Genomic DNA, 22341 nt, shown 5'->3' with positions numbered 1-22341 from the left:
ATCCGATGACGGCAATGCTTGAGATGCGCGGCGTCAGCAAGAGCTTTGCCGGCGTGCAGGCGCTGCGCGACGTCAGCTTCACCGTGGAAGCCGGCCAGATCCACGCTCTGGTCGGCGAGAACGGCGCCGGCAAGTCGACCCTGATGAAGGTGCTGAGCGGGGTCTACCCCGCCGGCAGCTATGAGGGGTCGATCCTGTTCGACGGCGACGAGCGCCGGTTCCGCGACATCAACGACTCCGAGGACCTGGGGATCATCATCATCCACCAGGAACTGGCGCTGATCCCGCTGATGTCGATCGCCGAGAACATTTTCCTGTCGCGCGCGCCGTCGCGGTACGGGGTGATCGACCGCAACGCGGTGTACCGGCGAACCGCGGAGTTGCTGGCGCAGGTCGGCCTGCGCGAATCGCCGGACACGTTGGTCACTGACCTCGGCGTCGGCAAGCAGCAACTGGTCGAGATCGCGAAGGCGCTGTCGAAGCAGGTGCGCCTCCTGATCCTGGACGAGCCGACCGCGAGCCTCAACGAGGCCGACAGCGCCGCGCTGCTCGACCGCCTGCTGGCCTTCCGCGAGCAGGGCATCGCCTCGATCCTGATCTCGCACAAGCTGAACGAAGTCGCACGCGTCGCCGACCGCATCACGGTGCTGCGCGACGGCCGCACCGTCGACAGCATCGATTGCCGGACCGAAGCGGTCGACGAGGACCGGATCATCCGCAGCATGGTCAACCGCGATCTCGCGCATCGTTTTCCGGAGCGCAACGTCGCGATCGGTGATCCCGTGATGAATGTGGAGAACTGGTCGGTGTATCACCCGCTGCACACCGCCCGGCAGGTGATCAAGAACGTCGACTTCAAGGTGCGGCGTGGCGAGGTGGTCGGCATCGCCGGCCTGATGGGCGCCGGCCGCACCGAGTTCGCCATGAGCCTGTTCGGCAGGGCCTGGGGCTACAACATCACCGGCAAGATCAGCCTTGACGGACGCGAGGCGAGCTTCGCCAGCGTGCCGGCCGCGATCCACGCCGGTCTCGCCTATGTCACCGAGGACCGCAAGCAGCTCGGGTTGATCCTCGCCGACGACGTCCGCAAGAACGTGACGCTGGCGAGCCTTCGCCAGGTCGCCGATCGCGGCGTGATCGACGATGTCGTCGAGCTGAAGGCTGCGAGCGACTACCGCAACCGGATGCGGATCCGCTGCTCCGATGTCTATCAGGAGGCCGGGCAGCTCTCGGGCGGCAACCAGCAGAAGGTGGTGCTGTCGAAATGGCTGATGACCGATCCGCAGGTGCTGCTGCTGGACGAGCCGACCCGCGGCATCGACGTCGGGGCAAAGTACGAGATTTATTGTATCATCAACGAGCTCGCGGCGGCCGGCAAGGGCGTCGTGGTGATCTCGTCGGAGATGCCGGAATTGCTCGGGATCTGCGACCGGATCTGCGTGATGAATGACGGCGCCTTCGTCGGCGAGTTCGCCAAGGACGACGCGACGCAGGAGAAGATCATGCGCGCCATCATGCGCAATGTCAGGATGTCCGGAAGCGGCGCCCCTGCCAGCGAGGCGCGAGCGGGAGGCAGAGCACAATGACCGACAAGACGGTGTCACTTTCCGAGGCCCCCAAGCATTCCGGCTTCATCAAGAACAATCTGCGCAACTACGGCATGCTGCTGTCGCTGCTCGCGATCATGCTGTTCTTCGAGATCGTGACCGACGGCACGCTGTTGCAGCCGGTCAATCTCACCAATCTCGTGCTGCAGAACAGCTACATCGTGATCATGGCGCTCGGCATGCTGCTGGTGATCGTCACCGGGCATATCGACCTGTCGGTCGGCTCGGTCGCGGGGTTCGTCGGCGCGGTCGCGGCGGTGCTGATGGTGACCTACCATGTCGACTATCCGATCGCCTTCATTGCCTGTCTTTTGATCGGTGCCGCGATCGGCGCGGCGCAGGGCTACTGGGTCGCCTATTTCAAGATTCCGTCCTTCATCGTGACCTTGGCAGGCATGCTGGTGTTCAAGGGCCTTGCGCTGGCGGTGCTGCAGGGCCGGTCGGTCGGGCCGTTTCCGCCGACCTTCCAGAAGCTGTCGTCGGGCTTCATTCCCGAACTGTTTCCGAGCGCCGGCACGCTCTATCCGACCTCGCTGCTGATCGGCGTCGTGCTGGCGTTCGCGCTGGTGCTGGCGAGCGCCAAGAGCCGGGCGCGCGAGCAGTCGCACGGCATCGAGGTCGAGCCCTACGCATTCTTCATCGCCAAGAGCATCGCACTGGCCGGCGCGGTGCTCTATTTCACCTATCTGATCGCCTCGCATCGCGGCCTGCCGAACGTGCTCGTTATCATGACGGTGCTGATCGCGGCCTATGGCTTTGTCACGCGGCGGACCGTGATCGGCCGGCAGATCTACGCAGTCGGCGGCAATGCCAAGGCCGCGAAGCTGTCGGGCGTCAAGACCGAGCGGCTGACCTTCTTCACCTTCGTCAACATGGGCGTGCTGGCGGCGCTCGCCGGACTGGTGTTCGCCGCGCGGCTCAACACCGCGACGCCGAAGGCGGGCCTCGGCTTCGAGCTCGACGTGATCGCCGCCTGCTTCATCGGCGGCGCCTCGGCCTATGGCGGCGTCGGCCGGGTCGGCGGCGCGGTGGTCGGCGCCATGATCATGGGCGTGATGAACAACGGCATGTCGATCCTCGGCATCGGCATCGACTATCAGCAGGTGATCAAGGGCCTCGTCCTGCTCGGCGCCGTCTGCATCGATGTCTACAACCAGCGCCGGTGATTGCCGCGCGGTCATGATTTCACGATATGATGCCTGCGCAACGCAGGAGAATGTCGCGTGAAACTGTCCCATGCCGATGCGCTGACCATCGGAAACATCCTGGCCGAAGTCGGCCGCACCGAGATCATGCCGCGGTTTCGCCGCGTCCGGGAGATCGAGGTCCGTACCAAGACATCGGCATTCGACGTCGTCACCGAAGCCGACGAGCTGGCCGAGCAGGCGATCTCGGCGGCGCTGCTCCGGGCGTTTCCGAATGCGGCTGTGATCGGCGAGGAAGCGACATCGCGCGATCCGGCCGCGCTCGGTCAGGTCGGGACTGCGGAGCTTGCCTTCATCGTCGATCCGATCGACGGCACGCGGAACTTCACCTCGAGCCTGCCGCTGTTCGGCACCATGGTGGCTGCCACGATGCGCGGCGAGATCGTGTTCGGCGCGATCCATGATCCCGTCTGCAACGACACCGCGTTCGCGCTGCGCGGTGAGGGCGCGTGGCTCGACATGCCGGATGGCCGGCGGCATGACCTGAAGGTGGCCGCGGCGGTGCCGGTCCATCAGATGGACGCGGTGATCGGCGTCAATTTCCTGCCCGAGGCGCTGCGCCCGATCGTCGCCGGCAACCTGTCCAAGCTTGGCGTCAGTGCCTGGCTCCGATGCGCCGCGCATGAGTATCGGATGGCGGCGTCCGGCCATTGCCATCTGTTGTTCTACAACAAGCTGATGCCGTGGGATCATGCCGCGGGCTGGCTGCTGCATCGCGAGGCCGGCGGCTACAGCGCGCATTTCGACGGATCACCCTACAAGCCGGTCAATTTGACCGGCGGCCTGCTCTGCGCACCCGATGAGGCGAGTTGGCATGCGGCACAGCAGGCGATCCTGACGCGGACCGAGTAGTTCTGTCGCAACTGTCAAACAGCTTGCTCGGTGTCATCACCCGCGAAAGCGGGTGGTCCAGTATTCCAGAGGCAGCAGTGCTTGAGCCGAGAGGCCGCGGCGTACTGGATCGCCCGGTCGAGCCGGACGATGACATTGGAGTGAGTACACAGCTCTTCCCGTGCGTCGTCCCTGCGAAAGCAGGGACCCATATTCCGCGGCGGAGATTGTGAACGGGACTCGTCGTTCCGCCGCTAGGCAACAATCTGCATCTGTGGTTATAGGTCCCTGCGTTCGCAGGGACGACACCGAGTGTGTTGCGCCGGGCGGTGGGCTGCACATTCTCGCGACACGCCTGACTGACCGAGGGATGCGAGCGTCATGCCCGGACGCCCGGGCATGACGCTGAGAGAGGTCTCACTCGCTGCCGACCTCGCCGGTGATGATGTTGCCGAACAGCGTCCAGCTCTCGCCTTCGAACCGCATCAGCTGCGACTGCTCGATCGGACGGAAGTCGGTCGCGCCGGTGTTGATCCTGATCCCGGGCAGGATCATCTTCGGCGCAAAGTCCTTCAGGCTGGCGGCCTGCTTCATCACGTTCTCGCGCGTCAGATCGTCGCCGCACTGCTTGAGCACCTGCGCGAGCGTCTGCGCGGCGGCGTAGCCATAGACGTGATTGCCGTTGGTCTTGTCGCCGTCGGGCAGGTACTTGTCCATGAACGCCCGCCATTCGGTGGTCTCGGCATCACCGTTCCAGATCTTGTCGGTCGGATCCTTGAGGTAGGCGACCGAGATGATGCCTTGCGAGTTTTCGACGCCCGCGGCGCGCATCACCGAGGCGACCGAGGTTGCGGTCGAGGTCAGGAAGAAGGTCGGCTTCCAGCCGAGCTCGGCGACCTTCTTGATGGTCTGCGCCGCGCCCTTCGGGGCTGCCCAGGTGAACAGGATGTCGGCGCCCGAGGCGCGCAGCGCCACGATCTGCGAATCCAGCGTCGGATCGGTCAGCTCGTAGGACTTGTCGGCGACGATCATGCTGCTGGCCTTGTCGCCGAGGCCGTCGCGCAGCCCCTTGAGCGCATCCTTGCCGGCATCGTCGTTCTGCCAGAGCACGGCGATCTTGCCGTTCGGAAATTTGTCGAGGATGTATTTGGCGTAGATCCGCCCCTCGCTCTGGTAGTTGGGCTGCCAGCCCATCGTCCACGGAAAGCCCTGGGGATCGCCGAAGCGCGTCGCGCCTGATGCGATGAAGAGGTGAGGGACCTTCTTGCCGTTCAGATATTTCTGGATCGCGACATTGGGTGCGGTGCCGAGCGGCTGGAACACCAGCAGCACCTCGTCGCCCTCGACCAGCTTGCGTGCCTGCTCGACCGATTTCGGCGGGGAGAAGCCGTCGTCGTAGCTGATGAAATTGATTTTGCGGCCGTTGATGCCGCCCTGGTCGTTGATCATCCTGAAATAGGCCGCTTCGGTCCGGCCGATCGCGCCGTAGGCGGAAGCGGGGCCGCTATAGGGCATGATATTGCCGATCTTGATCTCGGTATCCGAGACCCCCGGGCCGTAGTTCTTCTGCGCGAGCGCCGGCGACAGCGCACCGATCGTTGCCGCGACCGCAAGCCACGCGCGAAGACAAAAACCGTCCAACATCCCTCGTTCACTCCCTGATTATTCGCTGACCACCTTGTGACGTTCGCGGGCCGGAGGGCCTGCGCGTTGACGCCCGGCGACAATTATCGTATGCGCTCCCGGTCTGGAAACGTTTCCAGACTAGCGCGTGTTCCCACCGATGGCAATATTCCCTGCGGCCGGAGAGATGTGACAAATGAGCAGACTGGAGCAGACGAGCCCGGACCATGGCGCGAGGCCGCCGCTGGTTGCCGAATGCGATGCCGTCGTGGTTGGAGCCGGCTTCGGCGGGCTGTATGCGATCTATCGGTTGCGCGAGCTCGGACTCAAGGTGATCGGCATCGAGGCGGCGTCCGACGTCGGCGGCACCTGGTACTGGAATCGCTATCCCGGCGCGCGCTGCGACATTCCGAGCCTGTTCTATTCCTACACCTGGTCGGAGGAGCTGCGGCAGGAATGGCGCTGGAGCGAGAAATACGCCGCGCAGCCGGAGATCCTGCGCTATGCGCAGCATGTCGTCGACCGGTTCGAGCTGCGCTCTTTGATCCGCTTCGACACCCGCGTGACCAGCGCCGACTGGGACGAGGCCGGCGAGAGCTGGACCGTGCGCACCGATCGCGGCGATTGCATCGTCGCATCAACTTGCGTGATGGCGACCGGCAATCTCTCGGTGCCCAACAAGCCGAAGCTGCCGGGACTCGAGCGCTTCGGCGGGCCGGTCTATCACACCGGGCAGTGGCCGCATGAGCAGGTCGACTTTTCCGGCTTGCGCGTTGCGGTGATCGGCACCGGCTCGTCGGGCGTGCAGACGATCCCGATGGTCGCCAAGGCGGCAAGCCGCCTGACCGTGTTCCAACGCACGCCGAACTACTCGGTGCCTGCACGCAATGCGCCGTTGTCCGACACCGATGTCGCGGCCGCCGAGCCGTTGATCGCGAAATATCGCGAGAGCCTCGAGACGCCGGAATTCGGGCGGGTGCCCGCCAACGCATTCGACGCTGCGGTGCCCGACCGCGACGTGCAATGGGCGCGCTATGAACAGCTGTGGGAGCAGGGCGGCGGCGGCATCCTGACCGCGTTCCCGAACATCCTGACCGACGAGGCCGTCAACGACGTCGCCTGCGACTTCGTGCGGGACAAGATCCGCGGCATCGTCAACGACGCGTCGACGGCTGAGGCGCTGTCGCCGAAGGATTATCCGCTCGGCGTCAAGCGCATCTGCATCGATACCGGTTATTTTGCCACCTACAATCTGCCGCATGTCGAGCTGGTCGATGTGCGCGCGGAGCCGCTGACGGCGGTCACCGAGACCAGCCTCGAGACCGCGACACGGTCCTTCGTGCTCGATGCGCTGGTGCTGGCGACCGGCTATGACGCGATGACCGGAGCGCTCGCTGCAATGCAAATCCGCGGCCGCGACGGTGCGACCTTGAAGGAGGCCTGGGCCGATGGGCCCAGCGCCTATCTCGGCCTGATGGTGTCGGGCTTTCCGAACCTGTTCGTCGTGACCGGGCCGGGGAGCCCGTCGGTCATCGGCAACGTGATCCACGCCTGCGAGAACCATGTCGAGTGGATCGCGGCCTGCCTTGGCAGCATGCGCGCCAAGGGGCAGACTCGGATCGAGCCGGATCGCGATGCCGAGCGCGCCTGGATGGCGCATGTCGCGGATGCTGCCAGCCGCACACTCTATCCGAAAGCCAATTCCTGGTACCAGGGCGCCAACATCGCGGGCAAGCCGCGGGTGTTCATGCCCTATGTCGGCCAGGGCTATCGCCACCGCATCGCGCAGATCGCGCAACGTGGTTACGAGGGTTTTGAGTTGCGCTGAGGCGAGCCTTGCGGGCGCTGTCTCTCTGCGTCATTGCGAGCGGAGCGAAGCAATCCATCGCGAGGCATATGCGGAACAATGGATTGCTTCGCGGAGCCTGTCATCGGGCGCGCGTTCGCGCGACCCGTTGGCTCGCAATGACGATATGGTTGGAACCGTTTCCAGATTTGAGAAGAATTGGAGGATCACAGATGGAGATCAAGCGATCAGGATCGGTTGCAAGCCGGCGCGGCAACGCCGAGTGGTTCAGCGGCACAGTATGGGCTGACTCGATCGTCAATGCACCCGCACCGGCGCGGGTGCAGGCCGCCCGGGTCACGTTCGAGCCGGGGGCGCGCACGGCCTGGCACACCCATCCGCTCGGCCAGACGCTCTACGTCACTGCCGGCGCGGGATATGTGCAGAGCTGGGACGGCCCGATCCGCGTGATCCGTCCGGGCGATGTGGTATGGATTCCACCGGGCGAGAAGCATTGGCACGGTGCGGCGCCAACCACGGGCATGAGCCACATCGCGATCCACGAAGCGCTCGACGGCGACTACGCGACCTGGATGGAGCACGTCTCCGACGCGCAATACGCGGCGACGCCGCAGGCTGATTGATCGGCGCGCGACGCTACTTTCGTCCCCGCGCGGGCGTCGCCGGCGCGGCGCAGGAGTGGCGCAGGATCAGGCGCGTCGGCAGGAACACCGGCGCGCTGCCGGCGGGCTTGTCGTCGTCGCGGATCCGCTCCAGCAACAGCCGCGCGGCGGTGCGGCCGACCTCGTTCATGTCCCAGCTCAAGGCTGAGATCGCGGGCGTCGCATGGCGGGCGAGATCGGTGTCGCCGCTGCACACGATCGAGACGTCCTGCGGGTAGCGCAGGCCGTTGCTGGTGATCGCCTCCAGCACTTCGGCCAGCATGCTGGTGCCGAGCGAGATGATCGCGGTCGGCGGTTTTGTCATTTGCAAGAGCTGGCACACCGAGCTGAACGCGGTGTTGGCGCCCTGCATATGCGGGCGGATCAGGCCGGGATCGACCTCGATCTTGGCTTCCTGATGCGCCTGCCGGTAGCCTGCGAGCCGTTCCGAGCTCGGCAGCACCGCGGCGCTGCCGGTCAGCAATGCGATCCGGCGATGGCCGAGCCCGATCAGATAGCGCGTCGCCTCCAGCGCGCCGCCGCGGTGATCGACGCGAACCGGGACGCTGCCCGGGACCTCACGGTCGACGGTGACGCAGGGCAGGTCGAGCGTCGCGAGCCCCTTCATGAAATCCTTGTGCGAATTGTCGCCGGCGAACAGCAGCAATCCATCCATCTGGCGGCGCCGCACCGCCGACAGGAACGCGGCCTCGCGCGCCTCCTCATGCTTGGTCGCGGCCAGCATCAGGAGGAAGCCGGCGCGCTGGAATTCCTCCTCCGCCGCGCTCACCATGCCGGTGTAGTGCGGATTGGAGAAATCGGCCACCATGCAGCCGATCGTGTTGGAGGCCCGCGAGCGCAGCGCCTGCGCTGCCTGGTCGGGCTCGAAGCCGAGACGCTTCACCGCGCGCATGATGCGGGCATGCAGCTCCGCGCTGGTGTAGATGCCGCCGTTGAGCGTGCGGCTGACGCTTGAGACGGAGACGCCGGCCTCCGCCGCGACGTCACGAATCGTCGGTCGTGTCCGTCGCGCCTTTGTCATTCGTGGTGGTCCTGTCGGTTCGGCGTTGCCGTAGGCAGGCGCGGCGATTGCGGCGCGTGCGGACGACGTAGCCGATCCTAATCAGGCTCGGCCACGAATCTCAAATGATTCCTGTCGCTGCGGTTGCGGCGCTTAAGCCGACGCGGGCCGGTCGAAATAGGCGAACGCGGCGCTGGTCAGGCTGCCCAGCAGCGACCAGAACACCAGGCTGGTCAGCGTGACCGCGACCACGAACTGATGCGACAGCGACGACGGCACGTTGGTCTCGACATGCTCGAGCTCCGGCGCGCCGATCAGATGCGGCAGCATGATCAGGACCACGCCCGCGACGGCGGCCGGCATCGAGCGGCGGAACACGATCAGCCCGAGGCCGGCTGCTGTCGCCAGCACCGCAATCGTCCACCAGATCTGGCGCGACAGCAGCGGGGCAGCAGGCACGCCGGGCAGTTCAGGCGGCAGCCCAAGGCCCGGCGCAATTGTGAAAACAGCAAAACCCGCGAGGCCCCACATCAGGCCTTCGTGCCACGAGATCGGCTCGCCGGTCGCGCCACTGCGGACCGCAAGGAAGCCGCAGAGCAGAAGCGCAAAACCGATCGCAGTCAGGATGTTCGCGCCGGCCGTATAGAGATTGCGCTCCAGCCCGTCCTTCGGCTCCCAGGCCTCGGCGCCGTGATCATGATCGGCATGATCGTGGACGAGGATGGCCTGCGGCTGCGCTGAGGCTTCGTGCTTGTGCTCGGCCGCCTTCTCATAGACCTCGGCCCTGAGGATCAGGGGAACGGTGCCGAACTGCTGGGCCGCGGTGACGATCAGGCCGACGATGAAACCCGCGATGACCGACGAGAAGACGATCGAGCGAAACGTGCTCATGCCGACGAGGTCAGTGGCAGGGGAATGCGTTGGAGTGGCGCACATCGTGCGCGGCGTTGTGGATCACGTCGATGTGCGAGAAGCCGACCACGCCGACGATGAACAGGCCGAGCGTCATCGCCATCAGGGACTGGGCAAGCCTGCCGACCTGTCGGGTGGCGACCGGCAGATGCTGGGCTTGCGCGGTCTGGGACTGGCTCATGATCGTTCTCCACGTTCGATTTGGTCGGCTTCTAGCAGCTTTCGGGCGATGTCGCGACTGGTAAGATGCAGATTTGTTCCAACAGGGATGCGCTTGCGCAGGATCTTGGCGTGAGCCGCGGCCCTGAATGCGTCTGTATGGCGCTCGAAATAGCCGAGGCAGGCCTCCGGCACCGGCTCTGCGCCGAGCAGAGTCCGAAACGCGCCCCGATGCACCGCGCAGATCGCTTGGTGCTCCGGGATGGGAAACGCCAGCGAGGCGATGTCGGCGCGCCAGTGGGCGGAGCTGTTCGCAGCGCCGCTGCCGGCCGGAGATTGGTCAGCGCCGGATGGTGAATTCACCGGGACCTCGCCGCGATTCCCACTTGGCCTGCTCGAGCTCGGGACGGTCGCACTCTGCCTGGGGGTAGCCGATGCAGAGGTAGCCGATAAACTTCCAGCCGTCCGGTAGCTCCAGGATCTCACGAACGCGGCCCGGATTGAGGATCGATACCCAGCCGAGTCCGATACCTTCGGCACGTGCGGCAAGCCACATCGAGCAGATCGCGGCCACCACGGAATATTCGGATGTCTCCGGCATCGTCGCGCGGCCGAGACCGGCGCCGATCTGGTCGCTCTTGTCGGCAAACACGGCGAGATGGCCCGGCGCCTCTTCGAGGCCCGATAGCTTCAGTGATGCGTATTTTGCGGCACGCTCGCCGGAATAGGAGCGCAGGGCGTCAGCGTTGCAGGCCTTGAAGTCCTCGATCACAGCACGGCGCCGTGCTGCGTCGTTGACGATGACGAACCGCCAGGGCTGGCTCAATCCCACCGAAGGCGACAGGCAGGCGATCTCGATCAGCCGCTCGATTGACCCATCCGGCAGTGGATCGGTCCGGAAGCGCCGCACGTCGCGCCGCCACACGAACAGCTCATGCAGTTGCCGGCGAAACGTATCGTCGAATGAGATCATCGCGGGGCCTTGATCCGCTCGATAGCGGACATCATTTGAGCTTCATCGGCAAGCCTGCCACGACGAATTCCACTTCCTCAGCCACACCTGCGATGGTCTGGTTCATGAGGCCGGCGGCGTCGCGAAAAGTTCGCGCCAGTGCGTTGTCGGGCACGATGCCGAGGCCGACCTCGTTGGTGACCAGGATGACCGGGCTGTGCTGGCGCGGCAACGCCTGCGCAAGGCGCGTCACCTCCTGCGACCAGTCGCGCTCCGCATGCAGCAGGTTGGACAGCCACAGCGTCAGGCAATCCACCAGCCTGGCGCCGGCACGATCGGTCTCGGACAGCACGTCAACCAGATCGAGCGGCACCTCGCGTTCGATCCAGTCGCCGCCGCGCCGTGCGCGATGCCCGGCGATCCGTTCGTCCATTTCAGCATCGAGTGCTTCGGCGGTCGCAACATAGACCGGCTGACCTGGAAAGCTGCGCGCGCGAAGTTCGGCGCGCCGGCTCTTTCCGGACCGGGCTCCGCCGGTGATCAGAATGACGGTCATATGGTCTCCTGTTGCGAACCGGGACCCGCTTCGCTCGAAAACGCTCTAACCACCAATCGCGGTAAAATACAAAGCCGAAATCCGCCCGCGGAGGGCTTGCGCTCGCTCGATGTCTTGCGCATCAGGGGGATCGCGGCGAGGAGAGGGTCAAGTGGGATTTGCGGGAGCGATGGCGGTGGCGATGGCTGTGGATGCCTTGATCGGCTGGCCGGCGTGGCTGTTTGCCCGCATCGGTCATCCCGTGACCTGGCTCGGCCGCTTGATCCATTTCCTCGATACCAGCTGGAACCGGGCCTCCGATCCTCCGGCGCTGCGTCGCACCGCCGGTGTTGCGGCGGCCGTGCTGGTGATCGCGCTGGCGACGGCGCTGGGCTGGGTCGTTCAGTCCGCGCTCGCATCCGGATGGCTGCATGTCGTTGTTGTCGGTATGCTGGCATGGCCGCTGGTGGCGCTGCGCTCACTGCATGACCATGTCGCCGCGGTGGCCCATCCGCTTGTCTCTGGCGACATCGCGGCCGCGCGTTCAGCAGTCGCGCAGATTGTCGGGCGCGATCCGGCCACGCTCGATGACGCCGGCATCGCGCGCGCGACCATCGAGAGCCTTGCCGAGAATGCATCCGACGGCATCGTGGCGCCGGTGTTCTGGGGCGCGCTGTTCGGGTTGCCGGGAATCCTCGGCTACAAGGCGATCAACACGCTGGACTCCATGATCGGCCATCGCACCGAGCGGCACGAAGCCTTTGGCTGGGCCGCGGCGCGGATCGACGATGTTGCCAATCTCATTCCGGCGCGGCTGACCGCTGTCTTGTTCGTGCTGCTCGCGCCAAACCGCTCGCAGGCGTGGTCATGCATGCTGCGCGATGCGCATCGGCATCGCTCGCCCAATGCCGGGTGGCCGGAAGCGGCGATGGCCGGCGCGCTCGGCGTCCGGCTCAGCGGGCCGCGCATCTATCACGGCAGCGTCGCGCACGAGCCTTGGCTGAACGAGGGTGCGCGCGATCCGGCTGCTGCTGACGTCCTCACCGGGCTGAAACTCTATCGTTACGCCATGATGCTGCTGGCCGCGGCCTTCGTGGCCCTGGCGCTGGCGTGAAGGAGCGGCGCATGCGTGAGCATGGCGGGAATCTCGACGTCGCCCAGCAACGCTACGGCGGCGCAGCGGAAGACTGGATTGATCTGTCGACCGGGATCAATCGCGTGCCTTATCCAGACGTCAGTGTGGAGGCGCGGCAATGGAGCGTGTTGCCGTCGCGATCCGAAATCGAATCCCTGCACGACGCGGCGCGGCGGGCCTACGCTACCAGTGCGCCGATCGTGGCGATGGGCGGTGCGCAGGCCGCCATTCAGTTGCTGCCTAGTCTGGCGTCGCGCGGGCGAGCGCGCATCCTGGCGCCCACATATAATGAGTATGCCGGCGTGTTGTCGGCGGCGGGCTGGGAGGTTGCCGAGGTGTCCGAGGTTGCGGCGCTTGCGGGAGCCGATGTTGCCGTCGTCGTCAATCCGAACAACCCCGACGGAAGACGCCATGATCGGGACGAACTGCTTGCGCTGTTGCCACGTGTTGGCCGGCTCGTGATCGACGAGAGTTTTGCGGACGCCGTACCCGGCATCTCGCTTGCAGCAGAAGCAGGACGCGCGGGGCTCGTGATCCTGCGCTCATTCGGCAAGTTTTACGGGCTTGCCGGCTTGCGGCTCGGCTTCGCTGTTGGCGGCGCAGCTGATATCGCCGCGCTCTCCGCAATGACCGGGCCATGGCCGGTTTCGGGGGCCGCGATCGCGATCGGGCGGCGGGCCTTGCTCGACCACGACTGGGCGAGGGCAACGACCGCACGGCTGGCGGACGACTGCGTCAAGCTCGACGCGGCGGCGCAATCGCGGGGTTGGACGCTGGTCGGCGGCACGCCGCTGTTCCGGCTTTACGAGACCGGCGATGCGCTCGCCGCGCAGGAGACGCTTGCCCGCGGACGGATCTGGTCGCGCGTCTTCCAGCACAAGCCGGGATGGCTGCGCCTCGGTCTGCCCGGCAATGAGGCTGAATGGTCCCGGCTTTCCGCCGTGTTGTCGCGCTGATTTCTTGACGCGTTTTCTTCACGCGAACTGGTGTCGACTTCGCTCGAAACGCCCTTAGCGCGCCAGCGCGAGCAGGCCGTCGACATCGAGATGGGTCTCGATGTGCTCGGCAAGCGCGTCGAGCGCGCTCTCGACCCTGGCGCCGTAAGGCTGATCCGCCGCAGGGATATCGAGCTGCGCAAGGAAGGCCTTACGAAATTCGTCCGACGTGAACAGGCCGTGCAGATAGCTGCCGTGAACGCGTCCGTCAGGCGACATGGCACCTTCCGGCGAGCCGTCAAGTATTGAAAACGGCCGGACGCGATCCGGGCCGTCGGTGCGTCCGATGTGGATTTCGTAGGCGCTGATCGGCTGACCGGTCGCAGCATGCACGGCGCTGACGCGGGTCAGCGTCTTCTGCTCGGTCATGGTGGTGGTGACATCGAGCAGCCCGAGCCCGCGCGTTTCGCCCGCGGGACCCTCGATCCCATCGGGATCGGCGACCGCTTGTCCGAGCATCTGGTATCCGCCGCACAGGCCGAGCACGTGCCCGCCGCGGCGATGATGCGCCAGGAGATCGATGTCCCAGCCCTGCGCGCGCAGGAAGGCGAGGTCGCCGCGGGTCGATTTCGAGCCGGGCAGGATGACGAGCCTGGCATCACCGGGGATGGCTTCGCCCGGACGGACCATCACCAGATCGACGCCGGGTTCGAGCTTCAGCGGATCGAGGTCGTCGAAATTCGCAATCCGCGACAGGGCCAGAAACGCGATCTTGCACTGGCCGGGCTTGCGCGCGTCGCCGAGCCCGAGCGCGTCTTCGGCCGGTAATTCGCCGGCGCGAGCGAACCAGGGCAGCACGCCAAAGCCGCGCCACGCGGTGCGGTCCTCGATCAGGCGGTAGCCGTCGTCGAACAGCGAGGGATCGCCGCGGAATTTGTTGATGACGAAGCCCTGGATCATCGCGGCATCGTCGGGATCGATCACGGTCTTGATGCCGACGAGCTGCGCGATCACGCCGCCGCGGTCGATGTCGCCGACCAGCACCACGGGCACGTCGGCCCGGCGCGCAAAGCCCATATTGGCGATGTCGGCCTTGCGCAGGTTGACCTCGGCGGGACTGCCGGCGCCTTCGACCAGCACGAGGTCTGCGCGCGCCTTCAGGCGCTCAAAACTCTCCAGCACTGCGCCCATCAGCTGTGGCTTCATGCCGGCATATTCCCGCGCGCGGGCGGTCGCGATCCGCTTGCCGTGCACGATGATCTGGGCGCCGACATCGGTTTCGGGCTTGAGCAGCACCGGGTTCATGTCGGTGTGCGGCTCGACGCCGGCGGCGAGCGCCTGCAACGCCTGCGCGCGTCCGATCTCGCCGCCATCGATGGTCACGGCCGCATTGTTCGACATGTTCTGAGGTTTGAACGGCAGCACGCGCAGGCCGCGCCGCGTGGCGGCGCGCGCAAGCCCCGCGACGATGAGCGATTTGCCCACGTCCGAGCCGGCTCCCTGGATCATCAATGCGCGCGCCATGGCGATGTCTGTCAGAATTCGACGCCCGGCTGGGCCTTGATGCCGGAGCGGAACGGATGCTTCACCAATGTCATCTCGGTGACGAGATCGGCAATCTCGATCAGCTCCTTCTTGGCGTTGCGACCGGTGAGCACGACATGCGTCATCGGCGGCTTCGACGTCGTCAGGAATTCCACGACGTCAGCGACCGCGAGATAGTCGTAGCGCAGCGCGATGTTGATCTCGTCGAGCACGACCATGCGCAGGCTCGGATCTGCGATCAGCTGCTTGGCCTTTTCCCACCCGGCTTGCGCTGCTGCGATATCGCGGGCGCGATCCTGGGTCTCCCAGGTAAAACCTTCGCCCATCGCGTGGAATTGACAGAGCTCGCCGAAATGCCCGGTGAGCAGCCGGCGCTCGCCGGTATCCCAGGCCCCCTTGATGAATTGCACCACGGCACAGGGAAAGCCGTGCGCGACGCAGCGGACGATCATGCCGAAGGCGGAGGACGATTTTCCTTTGCCGGCGCCGGTATGAACGATGATCAGACCCTTTTCGCCGCTCTTGGTCGCCATGATGCGATCCCGGGCGGCCTTCTTTTTCGCCATCTTGTCGGCATGGCGCGCGTCCAGCGATGGGTCGGTGCCGACAGCGCCGTCCTCAGCGTCGTTTCCATCAGAAATCATCACGTTCCTTCGGCTTGACAAGTGCGAGGCTTGGACGAATGGTGGGCCTGCGTTGGTTCCTGTCCTACGACAGGCGAACAGGGAATGCGATAGGGCTGAGACCGCAAGGTCGGCCCAAAACGCAGCCGCCCCCGCGACCGTGACCGGAGAGATGCCCAGGCCACTGATTCCGTAAGGAGTCGGGAAGGTGGGCATCAAAGGAGAAATCCTACTCCGCAAGCCGGGAGACCTGCCAGCGCAGCATGTTGTGAGACCGGCGGACGGGGTGTTCCGCGACGGGGAACGAGCCGATCCACAATCGGTTCGTGTGCCTCATCGCTTCCCGCTGTCAATCCAGGAAGGCCGATGAGCGTTACCCTTCATGTCTGTATCACCTGCCGCGCCGGCCAAACGTTGGCGGAAGGTGACGTCGCGCCCGGTGCGCGCCTGCATGCCGCGCTTCTCGAGGCCGGCGTGCCCGATGGCGTCGATCTGGTTCCCGTCGAATGCCTGTCGGCTTGCAGCCAGGGCTGCTCGGTCGCGCTCAGCGCGCCCGGCCGGTGGTCCTATGTCTATGGGCGCCTGTCCGAAGCCAATGCCGGGGATGTGATCGCAGGCGCCTCCGCCTATGCGGCGGCACCTGACGGCATCGTGCCGTGGCGCAGCCGTCCTGAAATCTTCCGCAAGCAATCGCTTGCCCGCATTCCACCTCTTCCCGTCGTGCCGGAGGCCGCAGAATGACTACACTCGCCAAGGTTCCGGTTACCGTCGTGACCGGCTTTCTCGGGTCCGGCAAGACGACGCTGATCCAGCATCTGATCCGGAACGCCAACGGCAAGAAGCTCGCGGTGCTGGTGAATGAATTCGGCAGCGAAGGCGTCGACGGCGACATCCTGAAATCCTGCGCCGATGCCAATTGTCCGACCGAGAACATCGTCGAGCTCGCCAATGGCTGCATCTGCTGCACTGTCGCCGACGATTTCATCCCGGCGATGGAGCAGTTGCTCGCGCGCCCGGTGAAGCCCGATCACATCGTGATCGAGACCTCGGGGCTCGCACTGCCGAAGCCGTTGCTCAAGGCGTTCGACTGGCCGGAGATTCGTTCGCGGATCACGGTCGACGGCGTGATCGCGCTGGCCGATGCGGAAGCCGTTGCAGCCGGCCGCTTTGCGCCGGATCCGGCCGCGGTGGATGCGCAGCGCGCGGCCGACGACAATCTCGATCACGAGACGCCGCTGTCCGAAGTGTTCGAGGACCAGATCGCCTGCGCCGATATCGTGCTGCTGACCAAGGCCGATCTCGCCGGCGCGGAGGGGATCAAGGCGGCCAAGGAGGTGATCGCGGCCGAGATGCCGCGTGAGGTGCCGATGTTGCCCATCGTCGACGGCACCATCGACGCGCGCGTGATCCTGGGGCTCGGAGCTGCGGCGGAAAATGACCTCGCGTCGCGGCCGTCGCATCATGACGGCGAAGAGGAGCACGAGCACGACGATTTCAATTCGGTGGTGATCGATCTTCCGGAGATTGTCGACATCGATGCGCTGGTCGCCTCGATCAAGGGCCTGGCGCGGGAGCAGAACGTGCTGCGCGCCAAGGGCTACATCGCGGTCGAAGGCAAGCCGATGCGCTTGCTGGTGCAATCGGTCGGCGAGCGGGTGCGGCATCAGTTCGACATGCCCTGGGGCGCGCGGACGAGACAGTCGAAGCTCGTCGTGATCGGCGAACACGGCGATATCGATGAAGCCGCCATCAGGGCACGGCTTGGTGTCTGATGCACGTCGTTTTCCGCGAGAGCCGCGGCCTTGAGGAGACCGCGACACCAAGGGACCTCGGCCAGGATCCGGCCGATCTCGTGGTGCTGTCGTTTTCCGACAGTGATCTCGCGGCGTTCGCGGCCGGCTGGCGGCGCGGCCGCGCCGCATTGCCGTCGCTGCGGCTCGCCAATCTCGCGGAACTGCGCCATCCGCTGTCGGTCGACACCTATATCGAGCGGACGCTGTCGCACGCGCGCGGCATTTTGGTACGGCTGATCGGCGGCGAACCTTATTGGGCCTACGGGCTGTCAGCGGTGCATCGGGTGGCGAAGGAGCGCGACATCGCTCTGGTGGTGCTGCCGGCGGATGGCCGCGACGATTTGCGGCTGGATGAATTCTCGACCTTGCCGGTCTCGACGCTGCGCCGTCTGAAGGTGTTGTGCGACAAGGGCGGCCCCGTTGCCGCGCAGGCCGTGATCGCGCAATTGGCACTGGCGTCCGGGCTCTATGCCGGGCCTGTGGTCGGTGAGATCGATCTTCCCGAGATCGGCGCCTACGATTCCCGTCGCGGCGCCATCGCTGCGCTGCCGGCGCCGGATGGCCGGCCGCGGGCGCTGGTGACGTTCTATCGTTCCTATCTCGCGGCCGGCGACGCCGCTCCGGTCGATGCATTGATCGATGCGTTGCGCGCGAAGGGGTTTGATGCCCACGGTGTCTTCGTCACCTCGTTGAGGGCGGCAGGCGTTGCCGACTGGTTGCGCGTTCAGTTCGAGCAGTGCCCGCCTGCCGCCATCGTCAACGCGACTGCGTTCTCCGCGGCCGGTGACGACGGCACGACGCCGTTCGATGCCGTGTCGTGCCCGGTTTTCCAGGTCGCGCTGTCCACGGCGCGGCGCGAGGATTGGGCCCTGTCGTTGCGCGGCCTGTCGCCCGGCGATCTCGCGATGCATGTGGTGTTGCCGGAAGTCGATGGTCGCCTGTTCACTGGTGTCGTAAGCTTCAAGTCGCCCGGCGAGCGCGATCCGGATCTGCAATTCGCGCATCTTGCGCATCGGCCGGACGCCGAACGCGTCGCGGCGATTGCCGCGCGGGTCGCCGCCTGGCACCGGCTTGCCGGCAAGCCGGCGCACGAGAAGCAGCTTGCGCTCGTGCTGTCGAACTATCCGGGCCGCCCACACCAGATCGCGCATGCCGTCGGCCTCGATGCACTTGCCTCGGTCGGGGTTTTGCTGACCGATCTCGCGGCTGCGGGTTTTGATCTTGAACCGACGGCGTCGCTGGGCGACGTGCTCCTGCGCCGGAAGCTGACATGGGACGTGGCCGAATATCGCGCGGTGCTCTCCAGCCTCTCGCAGCAGCTTCAGGACGATCTCGCGCGCGCATGGGGCGCGCCGGAGGATGATCCCGATTGCCGTGACGGCGTGTTTCATTTCGCCGCGATCCAGTGCGGCAAGTCGATCATCGCGGTTCAGCCGGAGCGCGGTGAGGCCAGTCATCGCGACGCCGACTATCACGATCTCTCGCGCACGCCGCGCCATGCCTATGTCGCGTTCTATTTGTGGCTCAGGCAGCAGGGCCTCGACGCCGTCGTCCACATGGGCGCGCATGGCACGCTGGAATGGCTGCCCGGCAAATCGGTTGCGCTGTCATCGGCGTGCTGGCCGGAAGCGCTGATCGGCGATCTGCCCGTCGTCTATCCCTTCATCGTCAACGACCCCGGCGAGGCGGCGCAGGCCAAGCGCCGGATCGGTGCCGTGACGATCGGCCATCTGCCGCCGCCGCTGGCGCAGGCAGCGGTGCCGGAAGGGTTGCGCCGGCTCGAGCGTTTGCTCGATGAATATTCGACCGCCGACGGTCTTGATCCGGCCCGGCGGCAGCGGCTGATTACCGCGATCCGCGAGGAAGCGCGCATTGCCGGACTGGAGGACGATCTCGGTCTCGCCGCGTCGGTCTCGGCGGCTGAGGCCATTCCGCAGATCGATCGCTTCGTCTGCGATCTCAAGGAAAGCCAGTTCGGCGACGGTCTCCATGTGTTCGGGCAGGGCGTCTGCGGCGATGCGGAGAAGGCAGCCTTGCGCGACGCACTCGCCGGCCGGCGTGTCGCGCCGGGGCCGTCGGGCTCGCCCTATCGTGGGCGCAGCGACGTGCTGCCGACCGGGCGCAATCTATTCGCGGTCGATCCGCGCGCGGTGCCGACGCCGTCTGCGCATGCGCAGGGCGTGAAGCTCGCCGAGGAACTGCTGCGTCGTCATTTGCAGGATCATGGCGATTGGCCAAAAGGGCTCGTCGTCGACCTCTGGGGCTCATCGACGATGCGCACCGCGGGCGAGGACTTTGCGATGGCCCTGCATCTTGCCGGCATCGCGCCGCGCTGGGATCACGGATCGGGCCGGGTGTCGGGCTACGACATCATCGCGCCCGCGGAGCTCGGCCGTCCCCGCATCGACGTGACGCTGCGCGTGTCGGGATTGTTCCGCGACGTCTTTGCGGGTCTTGCGCAGTTGTTCGAAGCTGCGACGGAGGCGCTGTCCGAACGCAGCGAGGAGGCGGACGAGAATCCCTATCGGCAGCGCGTCGCGCGCGTGTTCGGTCCGCGCCCCGGGCACTATGGCGCCGGCATTGCGTCGATTCCGGATGTCTTCACACCAGAGGCGCGCGAGGCGGCCGGCGAAGCCTGGCTGTCGGCGTCATCCTGGGCAATCGCGTCCGATGGCGAGATCCGGCCTGATCGCGCCGGTATCGAGGCAAGGCTCGCTGCTGCCGACAGCTTTGTTCATACCCAGGATTTACCGGAGACTGATCTGCTGCTGGCGGCGGACTACGCCGCGCATGAAGCGGGCATTGCAGCGGCGACCCAGCACCTCGGCGCAAAAGTCCCGTCGCTCTATCACCTCGATGCAACGCGGCCGGATCAGCCGCATGCGCGATCGCTGACCGAGGAGATCTCGCGGGTGGTGCGGGCGCGCGCCGCCAATCCGGCATGGATCGCGGGCATGATGCGCCACGGCTTCCGCGGAGCCGCCGAGATCGCGGCAACGCTGGAGCACATGGCCGCGTTCGCGCATCTTGCCGGCGCGGTGCCGCCGCATCTGTTCGACCTCTATTACGACGCGACGCTCGGCAATGACGAGGTTCGCGACTTCATCGCGCGCGAGAATCCGGCGGCGCTGGCGGCGATCGAAACCTGCTTCACCCGGCTGCATGACGCCTCGCTCTGGCAGACGCGGCGCAATTCGATTGCAGCCGCACTGCAGGAGGCCTCATGAGCGCGGTCGCGATCAAGGGCTGGTGCCCCGGCGCGCTGCGGCCGATGCAGTCGGGCGATGGCCTCGTGGTGCGCATTCGCCCGCGCGGCGGACGGCTGGACGCGACGCGGGCGGCGGGAATCGCTGAGCTATCCGCGCGACACGGCAACGGCCTGATCGATCTGACCAGCCGAGCCAATCTCCAGATCCGCGGCGTCAGCGAAGAGGGTTATCCGGCCTTGATCGACGGGCTCGGCGAGCTCGGATTACTGGACGCAGATTCGGAAACCGAAGCGCAACGGAACATTCTGGTCACGCCGTTCTGGACTGCCGGTGACGACACGCACGCGCTCGCTGCCGAGCTTGAGCGGGCGCTCGCCAGCGCGTCACTCGATCTTCCAACCAAGTTCGGCTTCGCAATCGATGACGGCAGCGCGCGGGTGCTGGCTGGCGCATCGGCTGATGTCAGGATCGAGCGCAATCGCAATGGTGGCTTGCTGGTGCGTGCCGATGGCGTGCAGTTCGGGCTCTCCGTCACGCGGGGCGAGGCCGTGCAGGTCGCGTTGGGGCTCGCTGAATGGTTCGTCGCATCCGGCGGACCCCGGGGTGAGAGGCGGCGAATGGCGGCGCATCTGGCAGGAGGCGCGAGCGTGCCCGAGTCTCTTCGCGGCGACGCCGAGCCCGTGGCTCGATCGGCAAGCCCTGTGCCCGGCCTCACTCCGGCCGGTGCGATGGTTGGCGTGGCCTTCGGGCAAATGACGCACGAGATGCTCAGCCATCTCGCCGCGTGCGCGCAGGCGCTGCGCGTGACGCCGTGGCGGATGGTGCTGGCGGAGGGAATGCATGAGATGCCCCGTGGGGCGGACCTCGTCACCGATGCGGACGATCCGGCGCTCCGCGTCATCGCCTGCAGCGGCGCGCCGCGCTGCGGCGAGGCGCATGCCGATACGCGCAAGCTGGCAACGGCGCTCGCACGGCATATCCCACCCGATGCCCGGCTTCACGTCTCCGGCTGCGCCAAGGGCTGTGCCCATTCCGGTACTGCGGATGTCACCCTCGTGGCTACGCATGAAGGCTTTGATCTGATCCGTCACGGCACGGTGCATGATGCGCCTGTCCTGCGCGGGCTGACCGGTGCCGGCATCATCGCAAATCCCTCCGTGCTGACGGGAGGCCATTGATGCCGCATGTCTATGAGACCGATGGCGCGGCGATCTACCGCCAGTCCTTTGCCACCATCCGGTCGGAGGCCAACCTTGCGCGCTTCACGCCCGACGAGGAGCCGGTGGTGGTGCGCATGATCCATGCCGCGGGCATGGTGGGCCTGGAAGCCCATATTCGCTTCACGCCCGGCATGGCCGCGCGCGCACGAGCAGCCTTGCAGGAGGGCGCGCCGATCCTCTGCGACGCGCGCATGGTGTCGGAGGGAATTACGCGCGCGCGGCTGCCGGCCCGCAACGAAGTCATCTGCACGCTCGGTGACGCCAGGGTTCCCGCGCTCGCGCAATCGATGCGCAACACGCGCTCGGCCGCTGCGCTGGAGTTGTGGCGGTCGCATCTGGCCGGGGCGATCGTCGCGATCGGCAACGCGCCGACGGCGCTGTTTCATCTGCTCAACATGCTCGAGGAGGCCGACTGCCCAAGGCCGGCGGCGATCATTGGCTGCCCGGTCGGCTTCGTCGGCGCCGCCGAGTCCAAGGCGGCATTGATGGCCGAGCCGCCGGTGCCGGCGCTGACGGTCGAGGGACGTCTCGGCGGCTCGGCGATCACGGTTGCCGCCGTCAATGCGCTGGCGAGCTGGAGCGAATAGC

21 protein-coding genes and 1 riboswitch are annotated in these 22341 nt (G+C 66.2%); of the genes, 12 read left to right on the top strand and 9 right to left on the bottom strand.

The window, feature by feature from the left end; translation table 11 throughout:
* Positions 1-5: 5 nt before the first annotated feature.
* From mmsA to QMZ05_RS15765, 3 genes are read left to right on the top strand one after another with little or no spacing between them, the layout of a single operon-like run.
* Positions 6-1586 (top strand): multiple monosaccharide ABC transporter ATP-binding protein, encoded by a 1581-nt coding sequence (gene mmsA / locus QMZ05_RS15775; protein WP_353701586.1) that lies wholly within the window; start codon positions 6-8, stop codon positions 1584-1586.
* Complete coding sequence (gene mmsB, locus QMZ05_RS15770; RefSeq protein ID WP_353701585.1) at positions 1583-2773, top strand: multiple monosaccharide ABC transporter permease; 1191 nt, start codon at positions 1583-1585, stop codon at positions 2771-2773. Before mmsA ends, mmsB begins: the two co-directional genes overlap by 4 nt.
* 57 nt (positions 2774-2830) lie before the next feature.
* Positions 2831-3664, top strand: coding sequence for an inositol monophosphatase (locus QMZ05_RS15765; protein ID WP_353701584.1), 834 nt, complete (start codon positions 2831-2833; stop codon positions 3662-3664).
* Positions 3665-4060: 396 nt separating this feature from the next.
* Here the strand turns inward: QMZ05_RS15765 and QMZ05_RS15760 are convergent, their stop codons facing one another.
* A complete protein-coding gene (locus QMZ05_RS15760; RefSeq protein ID WP_353701583.1) occupies positions 4061-5287 on the bottom strand; it encodes an ABC transporter substrate-binding protein in 1227 nt (408 codons plus the stop codon).
* 175 nt (positions 5288-5462) lie between these two features.
* On the opposite strand from QMZ05_RS15760, the gene QMZ05_RS15755 reads away from it, so the two are divergent.
* Together QMZ05_RS15755 and QMZ05_RS15750 are read left to right on the top strand one after the other, a co-directional pair.
* Entirely contained in the window at positions 5463-7094 is a 1632-nt protein-coding gene (locus QMZ05_RS15755) for an NAD(P)/FAD-dependent oxidoreductase (protein ID WP_353701582.1), read from the top strand.
* Between the two features lie 191 nt (positions 7095-7285).
* Complete coding sequence (locus QMZ05_RS15750; RefSeq protein WP_353701581.1) at positions 7286-7696, top strand: cupin domain-containing protein; 411 nt, start codon at positions 7286-7288, stop codon at positions 7694-7696.
* Between the two features lie 13 nt (positions 7697-7709).
* Here QMZ05_RS15750 and QMZ05_RS15745 read toward each other — a convergent pair whose 3' ends face one another.
* The 6 genes from QMZ05_RS15745 to cobU all read right to left on the bottom strand — a co-directional run bounded on the left by QMZ05_RS15745 (position 7710) and on the right by cobU (position 11314).
* Positions 7710-8756 (bottom strand): LacI family DNA-binding transcriptional regulator, encoded by a 1047-nt coding sequence (locus tag QMZ05_RS15745; protein WP_353701580.1) that lies wholly within the window; start codon positions 8754-8756, stop codon positions 7710-7712.
* 132 nt (positions 8757-8888) lie between these two features.
* Positions 8889-9626: a CbtA family protein gene (locus QMZ05_RS15740; protein WP_353701579.1), complete on the bottom strand. Its 738-nt coding sequence runs from the start codon at positions 9624-9626 to the stop codon at positions 8889-8891.
* A gap of 10 nt (positions 9627-9636) precedes the next feature.
* Positions 9637-9828: a CbtB-domain containing protein gene (locus tag QMZ05_RS15735; protein ID WP_021082128.1), complete on the bottom strand. Its 192-nt coding sequence runs from the start codon at positions 9826-9828 to the stop codon at positions 9637-9639.
* Positions 9825-10169: a hypothetical protein gene (locus tag QMZ05_RS15730; protein WP_353701578.1), complete on the bottom strand. Its 345-nt coding sequence runs from the start codon at positions 10167-10169 to the stop codon at positions 9825-9827. Before QMZ05_RS15730 ends, QMZ05_RS15735 begins: the two co-directional genes overlap by 4 nt.
* Positions 10147-10779, bottom strand: a complete 633-nt coding sequence (gene bluB, locus QMZ05_RS15725) for a 5,6-dimethylbenzimidazole synthase (protein ID WP_353701577.1) — start codon at positions 10777-10779, stop codon at positions 10147-10149. Before bluB ends, QMZ05_RS15730 begins: the two co-directional genes overlap by 23 nt.
* Positions 10780-10810: 31 nt before the next feature.
* The gene (gene cobU, locus QMZ05_RS15720; protein WP_353701576.1) at positions 10811-11314 is read right to left on the bottom strand and encodes a bifunctional adenosylcobinamide kinase/adenosylcobinamide-phosphate guanylyltransferase; all 504 of its coding nucleotides are present in this window, start codon (positions 11312-11314) and stop codon (positions 10811-10813) included.
* A gap of 169 nt (positions 11315-11483) precedes the next feature.
* Here cobU and cbiB point away from each other — a divergent pair, with 169 nt between their 5' ends.
* Positions 11484-12407 (top strand): adenosylcobinamide-phosphate synthase CbiB, encoded by a 924-nt coding sequence (cbiB, locus tag QMZ05_RS15715; RefSeq protein ID WP_353701597.1) that lies wholly within the window; start codon positions 11484-11486, stop codon positions 12405-12407.
* 11 nt (positions 12408-12418) lie between these two features.
* Positions 12419-13384 (top strand): threonine-phosphate decarboxylase CobD, encoded by a 966-nt coding sequence (gene cobD / locus QMZ05_RS15710; RefSeq protein WP_353701575.1) that lies wholly within the window; start codon positions 12419-12421, stop codon positions 13382-13384.
* 54 nt (positions 13385-13438) lie between these two features.
* On the opposite strand, the gene QMZ05_RS15705 is transcribed toward cobD, so the two are convergent.
* Together QMZ05_RS15705 and cobO are read right to left on the bottom strand one after the other, a co-directional pair.
* Positions 13439-14887, bottom strand: coding sequence for a cobyric acid synthase (locus QMZ05_RS15705; RefSeq protein ID WP_353701574.1), 1449 nt, complete (start codon positions 14885-14887; stop codon positions 13439-13441).
* Positions 14888-14898: 11 nt separating this feature from the next.
* The gene (cobO, locus tag QMZ05_RS15700) at positions 14899-15552 is read right to left on the bottom strand and encodes a cob(I)yrinic acid a,c-diamide adenosyltransferase (RefSeq protein ID WP_353701573.1); all 654 of its coding nucleotides are present in this window, start codon (positions 15550-15552) and stop codon (positions 14899-14901) included.
* A 36-nt stretch (positions 15553-15588) separates the two neighbouring features.
* Positions 15589-15804: riboswitch (cobalamin riboswitch) on the top strand.
* A 93-nt stretch (positions 15805-15897) separates the two neighbouring features.
* Between cobO and QMZ05_RS15695 the strand changes: the two genes are divergently transcribed.
* Genes QMZ05_RS15695 through QMZ05_RS15675 form a run of 5 tightly spaced genes read left to right on the top strand, consistent with a single transcriptional unit; the run spans position 15898 to position 22340 of the window.
* The gene (locus tag QMZ05_RS15695; protein WP_353701572.1) at positions 15898-16272 is read left to right on the top strand and encodes a DUF1636 domain-containing protein; all 375 of its coding nucleotides are present in this window, start codon (positions 15898-15900) and stop codon (positions 16270-16272) included.
* Positions 16269-17303, top strand: a complete 1035-nt coding sequence (cobW, locus tag QMZ05_RS15690) for a cobalamin biosynthesis protein CobW (protein WP_353701571.1) — start codon at positions 16269-16271, stop codon at positions 17301-17303. The genes QMZ05_RS15695 and cobW overlap by 4 nt, the downstream gene beginning before the upstream one ends.
* Positions 17303-20551, top strand: a complete 3249-nt coding sequence (gene cobN / locus QMZ05_RS15685) for a cobaltochelatase subunit CobN (RefSeq protein ID WP_353701570.1) — start codon at positions 17303-17305, stop codon at positions 20549-20551. Before cobW ends, cobN begins: the two co-directional genes overlap by 1 nt.
* Positions 20548-21711, top strand: coding sequence for a precorrin-3B synthase (gene cobG / locus QMZ05_RS15680; protein ID WP_353701569.1), 1164 nt, complete (start codon positions 20548-20550; stop codon positions 21709-21711). Before cobN ends, cobG begins: the two co-directional genes overlap by 4 nt.
* Positions 21711-22340, top strand: a complete 630-nt coding sequence (locus QMZ05_RS15675) for a precorrin-8X methylmutase (protein WP_353701568.1) — start codon at positions 21711-21713, stop codon at positions 22338-22340. Before cobG ends, QMZ05_RS15675 begins: the two co-directional genes overlap by 1 nt.
* Position 22341: the final 1 nt, after the last annotated feature.

Origin of the sequence: Bradyrhizobium sp. INPA03-11B (assembly GCF_040446015.1) — a bacterium.
GTDB lineage: Bacteria > Pseudomonadota > Alphaproteobacteria > Rhizobiales > Xanthobacteraceae > Bradyrhizobium > Bradyrhizobium macuxiense_A.
Note: the sequence above shows the minus strand (reverse complement) of the source record. Positions and strands in the feature narration are given on the sequence as shown.